Source organism: Nonlabens sp. (genome assembly GCF_965660805.1).
Lineage (GTDB): Bacteria > Bacteroidota > Bacteroidia > Flavobacteriales > Flavobacteriaceae > Nonlabens.
The window spans coordinates 1-10,814 of sequence record NZ_CBFIBE010000057.1 but is presented as its reverse complement, the minus strand read 5'-3'; the positions used below and the strand labels follow the sequence as shown (position 1 = coordinate 10,814).

Genomic DNA, 10,814 nt, shown 5'->3' with positions numbered 1-10,814 from the left:
TTTCTGGTGATAAATACATGCCAAAATTATTTTGATAATGAATATTATGTACGTCAGGTTTTCTGACTTCACATTAAAGACTCGTTCTTTAATGCGGCTGCAAAGATACACTTTTAATCGTATCTACGTTTTAATGCAGGTTTTTTTATAAAAAAAGCCAGTAGCTTGATAGGTACAGGCTCTTAATATGGAATGAAATGTTTTTAAACGATTGGAACCTCACGATTCAATATCAAGTTCAAATACAAATTCACTTTTTCTTTCAACTCATGTCTCGGAACGATAAAGTCTAGGAATCCTTTTTCTAACAAGAACTCTGCTGTTTGGAAACCTTCTGGTAATTCTTTACCAGTAGTATCTCTTACGACACGTGGTCCTGCAAAGGCGATTAATGCGCCTGGTTCTCCTATGTTAATATCTCCTAACATGGCAAATGATGCTGTAGTTCCACCAGTGGTAGGATCTGTACATAGTGATATGTAAGGTATTCCAGCATCGGCCAGTTGGGCTAGTTTAGAGCTTGTTTTTGCAAGTTGCATAAGGGATAATGCGGCTTCCATCATACGAGCACCACCAGACTTAGAGATGATCATAAATGGAATGTTGTTTTTTAAAGAATGGTCTGCAGCACGAGCTATTTTTTCTCCTACCACACTTCCCATAGATCCTCCTATAAAGGCAAAATCCATACACGCTACTACCAGATCATGTCCAGCACTTTTACCTACAGCGGTTCTAACGGCATCTGTAAGACCTGATTTCTTTTTAGCATCTTCTAAACGGTCTACATATTTTTTAGAGTCCTCAAATTTTAATGGGTCTTTAGAGGTCATGTTTGCATTGAGTTCTTCGTACTTATTATCATCAAAAAGGATTTCAAAATACTCATTACTTCCTATACGTACGTGATAACCATCTTCAGGGCTCACATAGAAGTTGTTTTTTAACTGCTCTGCATCTACTATTTTACCCGTAGGGGATTTATACCATAGACCTTTAGGAGTGTCTTTTTTTGCCTCAGTAGGCGTTGTAATTCCTTTTTTATCTCTTTTAAACCAAGCCATGCTATTGTAGTTGTCTGTTGTTAGTTAACTGTTATTAGTTAACGGTTGATTTTTAATTAATTAATAGTAATCAATGTAATTTTGAACTTAAACTTAAACTTAAACTTAAACTTAAACTTAAACTTAAACTTAAACTTAAACTTAAACTTATTACAGTGTATTAATGTTATTTAAGTCTTCAAACGCTGCTTTTAAACGAGCTTTAAAACTTTCTTCACCTACGCGCAACCATTTACGAGGATCATAGTATTTTTTATTAGGCGAGTCTGCCCCAGTAGGATTTCCTATTTGAGATAATAAGAAGTCATTATTATCATCCATGTAAGTTTTGATACCGTTTGCAAATGCCCACTGAAGATCTGTGTCAATGTTCATTTTAATAACACCATACCCTATGGCTTCTCTTATTTCTTCAAGTGTAGATCCTGATCCACCGTGGAATACAAAGTCTATATGATTTTGTTCAACTCCATATTTTTGAGTGATAAACTCCTGGGAGTTTTTTAAGATTTTAGGAGTTAATTTTACGTTACCAGGCTTATAAACACCATGTACATTACCGAAGGCTGCTGCAATGGTAAAACGGTCACTTACTTTTTTTAGTTCTTCATAAGCATAAGCTACTTCTTCAGGTTGCGTGTATAGTTTAGACTCATCTACATCGCTGTTATCTACGCCATCTTCCTCACCACCAGTTATTCCTAGCTCAATTTCTAGGGTCATGTCCATTTTAGACATACGTTCTAGATATCTTTTACAAATCTCTATATTTTCTTCAAGTGGTTCTTCACTAAGGTCTATCATGTGTGATGAGAATAGTGATTTCCCGCTTTCGCGAAAGCGTGTTTCACTAGCATCTAGAAGTCCATCAATCCAAGGTAGTAGTTTTTTAGCACAGTGGTCTGTATGAAGAATTACTGTTGCGCCATAAGCCTCAGCCAGTCTGTGTACGTGTTCTGCACCAGCGATACCACCTAGTATAGCGGCGCGCTGTCCATCATTATTTAATCCTTTACCAGCGTTAAATACTGATCCACCATTAGAGTACTGAATGATCACTGGTGAGTTCAACTCTGCAGCTGTTTCCATTACGGCATTTACGGTGTTAGTTCCTACTACATTTACCGCAGGTAGTGCATAGCCATTAGCTTTGGCATGATTAAATATTTCTTGAACTTGGTTACCTGTGGCAACTCCTGGTTTTATATTATGTTTCATAGTTTTTCTTAAAAAGATAAGTTACAAAAGTAAGGAAAATATAGGCTCGATATAAAACCTATTTAGAATGGGTAGTTGATACCTACATTAAATACTGCTTTGGGGATTTTAATTTCTTTAAACCATCTACGGCCTTCTTTTAGAGCTGGATTAAAAGTTTTAAATCCTGTGTCGAATCTTAAAACGAAAAACCCAAAGTCGTATCTAATTCCAAATCCAGAGCCTACAGCAATGGTGGCGAGGTCTCTTATTCCTTTAAATTGTGCATCTGGGTTTTCTTCATTATCGAGTACGTTCCAGATGTTTCCAGCATCTACAAAAAGTGCACCTTTAAAACTTCCAGCAATGCTGAACCTGTATTCACCGTTAAAAGCAATTTTCATATTTGCCTCGTTAAAATCGTTAATTCCACCAGTGCTTCCTGGTCCTAGCTCATAAGCTTGCCATGCACGATTATCATTAGGTCCACCACCAAAGAATGATCTCACAAAAGGGATATTTTCTGAATTTCCATAGGGTATGGCTATTCCACCAAAAACTCTAACGGCAAACACATTATTATTAAATAGTTGCCAGTGCTTTATAAAATCGAGTTCTGTTTTTACGTATTGTGTGTATTCTACTCCAAAGGCGGTTCTTTTACCATCACCATTTTTAGGCTCGCCTAACAATGATGTAATTCCAGCGAGCGTGTTTCCTGCAGACTCGATACGGGCACTAAAAATGGAATAATCATCATCATAAAGTCCTTTTTGAGTGTTTTTAACCCAGTTGTAGCTAGATGATACGATCAGGTTGTTTTGAGTAAGGCGATCTCTACGTTCTTCAATATTGCGTACTGTTTCTCTTTGTAATTCACTAGTGGTGATGGTTCCATTTAAAACGTCTCTGGTGAAAAGAGAAGTTCCTGAAGGGATACTTAAGTTATTACTATCGTTTAAATAAATGGGGTTGTTAATGTTTAACTCTGTAGCAATATTATTGAGACTACTATAGGTGCTGTTATAAACGTTATAAAAATCTGCTTGATCTAGATTGCGCACGTATTGCGCGTTAATTAAATCAAATCTACTATTGTTATTAGGTTGAGGCTTCCATCTATAACTAAATATACTATTGAAACTGGTTTTATCTAACCCTATATTAGTTTGACTCAAGAATCCTATGGACAGGTTTGTGGTAGGAGACATGTGTTTAGGGATCACTTTTTCTGTTTTTACAGGAAAAAATAATCGAGGAAAACTCAATCGAGCATCAGCTCCATATTCTTGAAGGTCAAAAAACCTACTGTCGCCTGTTGTTCCTGAGGCACTAGCACCTATACTACCTCTAAAGTTGATGTCTAGCAGTTCACTTCCTCTAAATAAGTTCCTTATAAGGAGTGAGCTGTTAAGACCTATTCCTAGTGCTTGAATATTGCTATGAGTGGTTTCGGCAGTGTTTTTAAGAAAGAATTTTTTCTTTGAAGTTAGTAGAATATTTGCAATTAAACCTACTCCTGTAGGATCTGTTGGGTCTGGTTCTAATCTTATAGATGGTGTGTAAAAACTATTTAACTCAGTAATCCTATTAAAGGTACGGTCACGGTCTATGTCTTTATAAACATCTCCTTCATGAAAGAAAATTGCATCTGCAAGTACGTTATTACGGTATTTGAGTTTACCATGCCTTATAATATTTAAATCCTTATAGCGAGTAGTGTCTGGAACATTGTTCACCAGACTTTCTTGATAATCTGGATAGACATTTATTTTACTGATTTTATGAATGAGAAATGGTTTTTCAATGATGGAGTCGGCCACTTTTATTTCTCGATCACCTATAAGTAGGGCAATATTTGCTTTATAATTAGAGTTCACGGTATCACCTTCAAACTGTATAAACTCCTTTTCCATGTAATAAACACCATTATTACGGAAAAGTTTCATCAATCGATCGCGTTCAGCATTAAAATCTGGTGTGTAATACTGTTCTCCCGTTACGATGAGTTGATTTTTAAGGTTTGCTCGGTATAAGGAGTCTACAAGAGGTGATGTGATGCGAGATGTAATGCTGCCTACCTTATAAGCTTTATGTTTTTTAACCGAGTAAATGACTTCGGCTCTTTGTTCTTTTTTACTATTGATAATCTTGTGAGATACCTCAGTGTTAAACCATCCTTGATTCCAGTACCACTGTCTTAAACGCTCTTTAGATTTTGCAATATCTTCATCTTCAATGATGGCAGGCTCCTGTCCAGTTCTCTTGATCCATTGGTTAAAACCTACCAGGCTTTGGCCCAGTTGAATGGTTTGTTTTTCAGAGAGTAATTTATTGCGTCGTTCTAATTTTTTAGGATTTTCCTGTATCCATTTGAGGTAGATGGAGTCTCTATGAGGTCTTGCTAAGTTATAAAAATGCAGTCCTAATGGAATGGTGAATAAACGGCTATTAGGTTGTTGTACCAGTAGAGTATTAACTCTAGGGTCTTTAGGGTTAGTACTATCTACTTTAATGGTGTTATTTACCAGTAGTTTTTTACCTTTAGGAACACGTTTTACAGCATTACATGAGGTAAGCACTATGATAAGCGTGATAATTAAACCTATTTGTGCAAGTAGACTCGTTTTCTTCATAAGTGGTCATCAAAAATACAATTATAAATGGTTACAAAAAGCAGATTAAAGCTTATCAAAAGTCTCTCTCGTAAAAAGAACAGGAATGATCACCAGCTTTTCCTTGTAGAAGGCTATAAGTCTATTCAAGAACTATCTCAAACTAGTTTGAAATGTCAACAAATTCTAGTTGCTGAAGGTCATCATGCACTCGATTCTTTCTCTCCAGATATCGTTTCTAAAAAAGATATGGCAGGTATTTCTACTTTAAAAACGCCTCCAGGTTACCTTGCAGTATTTGAGATGCCTGTAAAAAAAGAAATAAAAACAGATGGACTCATTCTAGCTCTAGATGATGTGAAAGATCCTGGTAACCTTGGAACGATAATAAGGTTATGCGACTGGTTTCATATATCTCAAATTTTATGTTCACTAGAAACAGTAGATGTGTTTAATCCTAAATGCGTTCAGGCTTCAATGGCTTCACTAGGAAGAGTTCAAGTGGATTATGTAGATTTAGAAAAACACTTAGTAGATTCTTCACTTACCGTTTTTCCCACAGCTATGCAGGGCACATCTATTTATGACATAGACCTACCAGCTAGTGGTATTATTGTAATGGGTAATGAGAGTGCTGGGATCTCACCAGAAATTATTTCTTTAGGAACTCAAATAAGCATACCACAATATGGAACACAGCGAGATACAGAAAGTTTAAATGTAGCGATGGCTACAGCGGTAATACTAGGAGAATGGAAACGTTCTACTGAAATGTAAAATTCAAGAAAATTCCTCTAGATAGCATACTGGAAATATTACCGGTGTATGGGCTGCTAGGATCAGCATCTCTTACCAGCTCATCATTTATGGCAAACACGCCTCTAATAGAAGGAGTAAACTTGAAGTAGTACAAGTAAAAGTCAATCCCAAAACCAAGTTCATAATTGAATACATTAGTCACCTGTCTAAACTGACCTTCACTATTATCTATAGGGCTTTCTTCTTTACTAGAAAGATTGCGAGACCACGAGGCACCACCTATTACAAAAGGTTTCCAGTTGTTTAATCGTTTAGTTGAGAATTTAACAAGTAATGGAACGTTAATATAAGTTGAGGTTACTTCTCTTAGAAAATCACCAGGCATGGTAAAGGATGGATCTTCAAAGTTTAAAGTTCTAGTCACAAAACTAATTCCTGGTTCTAGCCTTAGATTAATGTAGTTATTAATCTTTACATCACCTACAAGCCCTACATTAAAACCCATAGAAGTTTCTACAAAAATATCTTCAGTAACCTCATCGTAGTCAAATTTATAGTCATAAGAATTAAGCCCTAGGTAATAACCCCAAGTGAATCTTTTCTCATCAATCTGACCTAGTCCACCGGTGGCATCATTTGCTATTTTCTCCTTAATGTATTGTGCGCCCGCTATTTGAAAACCTAAAAATAGGCTTAAAAGTATAAGAATTGACCTCATATTATTATTTAATTGCTCTGTAAATGGTAGATGCACCCTGAAATTGTAAAAAGTGTTGTATATCATTAAACCCTACTTTCTTTAAAATATTGTTGAAACGTTCTCCATAAGGAAACGCTTTGGCGCTTTTTTGAAGATAGCCATAAGCTGTTTTGTCCTTTGAAAATAATTTTCCTATGGTAGGAACTACCACCTTAGAAAACACATAATAACCTTGTTTAAAAGGGAATTTAGATGGGATACTGGTCTCTAGGATTACCAGAATACCTTGCGGCTTGAGCACTCGTCTTATCTCAGATAGACCTTTTTCAAGATTTTCAAAATTACGCACACCATAAGAAACGGTCACAGCATCTATACTATCGTCTTTAAAAGGTAGATTTTCAGAATCTCCCAGTACCATTTCTATGCGATCATCTAGGGCTTCATCTTTTACTTTAAGCTTTCCTACTTCTAGCATACCGCTAGAGATATCTAACCCTATTAATTTAGACGCCTTAGTTTTTTGAGCCATTTGAATAACTAGATCTCCAGTACCAGTGGCGATATCCATGATTGTATCTGGGTTTGTAGCAGCGACCATCTCTACCACATTTGCCCTCCATTTCTGATCCAGTCCTAGTGATATCATGCGATTGAGACCATCATATTCACCACTAATAGTGTCAAACATTTTAGTCACTTGCTCCTTTTTACTACTGTCTTCTCCTTTGTACGGTTTAACTTCTTGAGCCACTTTTTATTATTTATTGCAAAGATAAGGTAGTGCGATGAGCTTTGTGTAATTACGCTTTCGCGAAAGCAAAATATTAACAACACTCCACTAAAAACAGTCATATATAGTTGTAATTTAAAGCTTTCCAGTATCTTTGAAACATAGATTAGATTTTTATGAAGATCATTATCGCAGGAGCTGGTGAGGTAGGATTTCATCTTGCAAAGCTGCTTTCTTTTGAGTCGCAAAATATTACTTTAATAGATCCAGTTAAAGAAAACCTGCACTATGCAGATACACATCTTGATATCAGAGCATTAAGAGGTGATGCAACATCTATTAAGATATTGCAAGAGGCACATATTCACGAGGCAGAATTAGTGATTTCTGTGACCAGTAGTGAAACTACAAATATTACGGTGTGTGTTCTTGCTAAACAACTAGGTGCAAAACGTACTATCGCCCGTATTACTAACACTGAATTTTTAGATTTTCAAAATGAAATAGGTTTTCAGCAATTTGGTATCGATGAATTAATTTCTCCAGAGGCACTTGCCAGTAAAGAAATAGAATTGCTTTTAAACCAGAGTGCTTTTAATGATAGTTATGAATTTGAAGAAGGTGCGCTCACCATGGTAGGTGTGAGCTTGCAACGCACCGCTCAGTTTGTGGGTAAAACGGTTCAAGAAGCAGGTGAGATTTTCCCAGAAATCCATTTTATGCCCATAGCTATACAGCGTTTTGGGACTCAATATACTTTAATACCTCGTGGAGATACACAGTTTAAAGAAGGTGATCAAGTCTATTTCATTACCACAAGTGATGGAGTAGCTGAGCTCTATAAACTCACGGGTAAAACTAAGCAAATCATGAAAAATGTCATGATCTTAGGAGGTAGTAATATAGGGAAACAAACAGCTCAACACCTATCTGCAAATGGTGTAAATGTAAAACTAATAGAGCAAGACGCAGAAAAAGCATTTGACCTGGCCGATGAGCTTTCTAATACACTAGTCATAAATGGAGATGGTCGTAACGTAGAGCTTTTACAAGAAGAAAGTATTCATGAAATGGATGCCTTTATAGCCGTAACGGGAAATAGTGAGACTAATATTTTATCCTGTTTAATGGCAAGATCTAAGAGTGTGAATAAGACCATTTCACTAGTAGAAAATATGGATTACTTCCAGCTTTCTCACAGTATAGGAATAGATACACTGATTAATAAAAAACTACTTGCCGCAAATAACATTTTTAGATTTATAAGAAAAGGAGATGTAGTTGCGATGACTAAGCTTAATAATATGAATGCAGAATTACTGGAGTTCATAGTAAAACCGGGCAGTCCTATTTGTGATAAATTTATTAAAGATGTTGAGGTTCCTCGTAGCGCCATAGTAGGTGGAGTGATACGTAATGGTGTAGGTAATATAGTTTTAGGGAGTTTTAAAGTGCAAGCAGGAGATCGTGTAGTAGTATGTTCTTTACCACGTTCTATTAGTAAAGTAGAAAAGCTATTTCTATAAATGACTAAACTTAATTATAAAATAATTGCTCACATAATGGGATTACTGTTGTTATTCAACGGTGGTTTTATGCTGGTATGTGCTGTAGTGAGCGCCATTTATCAAGAGAATGAAGGTTATGCTATTCTAGCAGCAAGCGGTGTAGCCGTACTGCTAGGAGCTGTTATTATGTTTTTAACACGTAACCATGTTAAAGTACTTAATAAAAAAGAAGGTTATCTTATTGTGACCTTAGGGTGGTTAATTATGGGATTTGCTGGAACTATGCCTTACATTTTTACAGGTGCCATTACTAATTATACCGATGCTTTTTTTGAAACCATGAGCGGTTTTACAACTACCGGAGCAAGTATCATGAATGATATAGAGGCTATGCCTAGGGGAATACTTTTCTGGCGCAGTCTTACACACTGGATCGGTGGGATGGGAATTATCGTTCTTGCTGTTGCTATTTTACCATTATTAGGGATAGGAGGTATGCAACTCTTTGCTGCAGAGGCTCCAGGTCCTAGCGCAGATAAGCTACATCCTCGTATAACAGATACTGCAAAACGGTTGTGGTTAATTTATGTAGGTTTCACTGCGATAGAGGCAGTGCTTTTACGTATAGCAGGTATGGGCTGGTTTGATGCTGTGAACCATGCCTTGAGTACACTTTCTACAGGAGGCTTTTCTACTAAAAACGCAAGTGTCGCTTATTGGAATGATACACCTATGATTCAATGGATCATCATTGTTTTTATGTTTATTGCTGGAACTAATTTTGTACTGAGTTATTTTGCCTTTAAGGGTAGATTCAGTAAAATAATTAGAGATACAGAGTTTAAATGGTATTCTAGTTTTGTGCTAGGTTTTAGCCTCATTGCAGGAATTCTTATTTATTTTCAAGCAGATGTAAGTTTATCCACTATAGATCATCCCATGGTATGGGGAGAGTTTGAAAGTGGTTTGCGACATGCGAGTTTTCAAGTACTAGCAATTATAACCACCACAGGATTTGTAAGTGCTGACTATACCTTATGGACTCCTTTTTTAACCATTATGTTTTTTGGGTTGTTCTTCTTAGGTGGCAGTGCTGGATCGACTTCTGGTGGAGTAAAAGTTATGCGTCACATTATATTAATACGTAATGGTGTTATGGAGTTTAAACGTACACTGCATCCTAATGCTATTTTACCAGTAAGGTATAACGGTAAGGCATTGCAGAGCGGTATTGTATTTAACATTCTTGGGTTCTTTATTCTTTATATGCTATCCTTTATTGTAGGAGCAACAGTTCTTGCTGCTTTAGGATTAGATTTTGAAACCGCTATAGGTGGTGCATTGAGTTCACTAGGTAATGTAGGGCCAGCTTTCGGTTCCTTATCACCTGTAGATAATTTTGCTGGATTACCAGTACTAGGAAAATGGTGGTGTGCCTTTTTAATGTTAATAGGCAGGCTAGAGCTGTTTACTGTTTTGATATTATTAACGCCTTTCTTTTGGAGGAATAGGTAAGGTGTAACACTTTTGTATAAATTGACCATTAATAGAATTAAGTCATCACATAAATCAATCACAGAATAAGAGTTATATTTGTTAGGAATGTAAACCGTAAGTCATGGATTTAGAAGCACGTAAATATCAGTTTATACAAGAACTTTTTAAAATTGATAAAGAGCAAGTAATGACAGCTCTGGAACGTGTTTTAAAAAGAGAAAAGGAAGAGCAAGAAGATATTACCTTAGCTCATAAAAAAGAATTAGATCATCGCTTAACTGCTTATAAGGAAAATCCAGATAATGTTCTAGATTGGGAAGATGTAAAGTCTGACTGGTAATGGATTATACAATTAAGCTTCTTCCAGTTGCACTTCAAGATTTAAAGGAGGCTAAAAAATGGTATAGTGAGAAAAGTGCACAATTAGCTTTAGATTTTAAGCAAGAGGTTAACAGGGAAATTGATTATATCAAGCAATACCCAGAACATTATCAACTTAGATATAAGGAGTTGCGTCAGTCTTTAGTAACTCGTTTTCCCTATGCTATTTTCTATTTAGTCGAAGAAGACCTCAATCAAGTAATAATATTTGGTGTTTTACACACGAGTAGAAATCCAGAAATAATAAGGAAAAGAGTCTAGATGTTATGGTGCTTGATCGCTAGTAGATAATTTTGCTGGATTACCAGTACTAGGAAAATGGTGGTGTGCCTTTTTAATGTTAATAGGCAGGCTAGAGCT

10 protein-coding genes are annotated in these 10,814 nt (G+C 36.1%); 5 read left to right on the top strand and 5 right to left on the bottom strand.

Features of this window, described 5'->3' with window-relative positions:
• Window positions 1-203 precede the first annotated feature (203 nt).
• From accD to ACTF48_RS10405, 3 genes are all read right to left on the bottom strand, one after another.
• A complete protein-coding gene (gene accD, locus ACTF48_RS10415) occupies window positions 204-1,064 on the bottom strand; it encodes an acetyl-CoA carboxylase, carboxyltransferase subunit beta (RefSeq protein ID WP_438963096.1) in 861 nt (286 codons plus the stop codon).
• Window positions 1,065-1,214: 150 nt separating this feature from the next.
• The gene (gene fbaA, locus ACTF48_RS10410; protein ID WP_438963095.1) at window positions 1,215-2,282 is read right to left on the bottom strand and encodes a class II fructose-bisphosphate aldolase; all 1,068 of its coding nucleotides are present in this window, start codon (window positions 2,280-2,282) and stop codon (window positions 1,215-1,217) included.
• Window positions 2,283-2,344: 62 nt separating this feature from the next.
• Window positions 2,345-4,897 carry a BamA/TamA family outer membrane protein gene (locus tag ACTF48_RS10405; protein ID WP_438963094.1) on the bottom strand — a complete coding sequence of 851 codons (2,553 nt, stop codon included), beginning with the start codon at window positions 4,895-4,897 and terminating at the stop codon, window positions 2,345-2,347.
• 27 nt (window positions 4,898-4,924) lie between these two features.
• On the opposite strand from ACTF48_RS10405, the gene ACTF48_RS10400 reads away from it, so the two are divergent.
• Entirely contained in the window at window positions 4,925-5,653 is a 729-nt protein-coding gene (locus ACTF48_RS10400) for a TrmH family RNA methyltransferase (RefSeq protein WP_438963093.1), read from the top strand.
• Here the strand turns inward: ACTF48_RS10400 and ACTF48_RS10395 are convergent.
• Both ACTF48_RS10395 and ubiE read right to left on the bottom strand, forming a co-directional pair.
• Window positions 5,640-6,353, bottom strand: coding sequence for a porin family protein (locus tag ACTF48_RS10395; protein WP_438963092.1), 714 nt, complete (start codon window positions 6,351-6,353; stop codon window positions 5,640-5,642). The two genes, ACTF48_RS10400 and ACTF48_RS10395, sit on opposite strands and share 14 nt — an antisense overlap.
• A 4-nt stretch (window positions 6,354-6,357) precedes the next feature.
• Window positions 6,358-7,089: a bifunctional demethylmenaquinone methyltransferase/2-methoxy-6-polyprenyl-1,4-benzoquinol methylase UbiE gene (gene ubiE / locus ACTF48_RS10390; RefSeq protein WP_438963091.1), complete on the bottom strand. Its 732-nt coding sequence runs from the start codon at window positions 7,087-7,089 to the stop codon at window positions 6,358-6,360.
• 155 nt (window positions 7,090-7,244) lie between these two features.
• Between ubiE and trkA the strand changes: the two genes are divergently transcribed.
• From trkA to ACTF48_RS10370, 4 genes are all read left to right on the top strand, one after another.
• A complete protein-coding gene (gene trkA / locus ACTF48_RS10385; RefSeq protein WP_438963090.1) occupies window positions 7,245-8,594 on the top strand; it encodes a Trk system potassium transporter TrkA in 1,350 nt (449 codons plus the stop codon).
• The gene (locus tag ACTF48_RS10380; RefSeq protein WP_438963089.1) at window positions 8,595-10,091 is read left to right on the top strand and encodes a TrkH family potassium uptake protein; all 1,497 of its coding nucleotides are present in this window, start codon (window positions 8,595-8,597) and stop codon (window positions 10,089-10,091) included.
• 103 nt (window positions 10,092-10,194) lie between these two features.
• The gene (locus tag ACTF48_RS10375) at window positions 10,195-10,413 is read left to right on the top strand and encodes an addiction module protein (protein ID WP_438963088.1); all 219 of its coding nucleotides are present in this window, start codon (window positions 10,195-10,197) and stop codon (window positions 10,411-10,413) included.
• The gene (locus ACTF48_RS10370; RefSeq protein ID WP_438963087.1) at window positions 10,413-10,715 is read left to right on the top strand and encodes a type II toxin-antitoxin system RelE/ParE family toxin; all 303 of its coding nucleotides are present in this window, start codon (window positions 10,413-10,415) and stop codon (window positions 10,713-10,715) included. Before ACTF48_RS10375 ends, ACTF48_RS10370 begins: the two co-directional genes overlap by 1 nt.
• Window positions 10,716-10,814 lie beyond the last annotated feature (99 nt).

Coding starts and splice junctions, on each gene's coding strand:
- accD (WP_438963096.1), bottom strand. CDS start 1,064: ATGGCTTGGTTTAAAAGAGATAAAAAAGGAATTACAACGCCTACTGAG.
- fbaA (WP_438963095.1), bottom strand. CDS start 2,282: ATGAAACATAATATAAAACCAGGAGTTGCCACAGGTAACCAAGTTCAA.
- ACTF48_RS10405 (WP_438963094.1), bottom strand. CDS start 4,897: ATGAAGAAAACGAGTCTACTTGCACAAATAGGTTTAATTATCACGCTT.
- ACTF48_RS10400 (WP_438963093.1), top strand. CDS start 4,925: ATGGTTACAAAAAGCAGATTAAAGCTTATCAAAAGTCTCTCTCGTAAA.
- ACTF48_RS10395 (WP_438963092.1), bottom strand. CDS start 6,353: ATGAGGTCAATTCTTATACTTTTAAGCCTATTTTTAGGTTTTCAAATA.
- trkA (WP_438963090.1), top strand. CDS start 7,245: ATGAAGATCATTATCGCAGGAGCTGGTGAGGTAGGATTTCATCTTGCA.
- ACTF48_RS10380 (WP_438963089.1), top strand. CDS start 8,595: ATGACTAAACTTAATTATAAAATAATTGCTCACATAATGGGATTACTG.
- ACTF48_RS10375 (WP_438963088.1), top strand. CDS start 10,195: ATGGATTTAGAAGCACGTAAATATCAGTTTATACAAGAACTTTTTAAA.
- ACTF48_RS10370 (WP_438963087.1), top strand. CDS start 10,413: ATGGATTATACAATTAAGCTTCTTCCAGTTGCACTTCAAGATTTAAAG.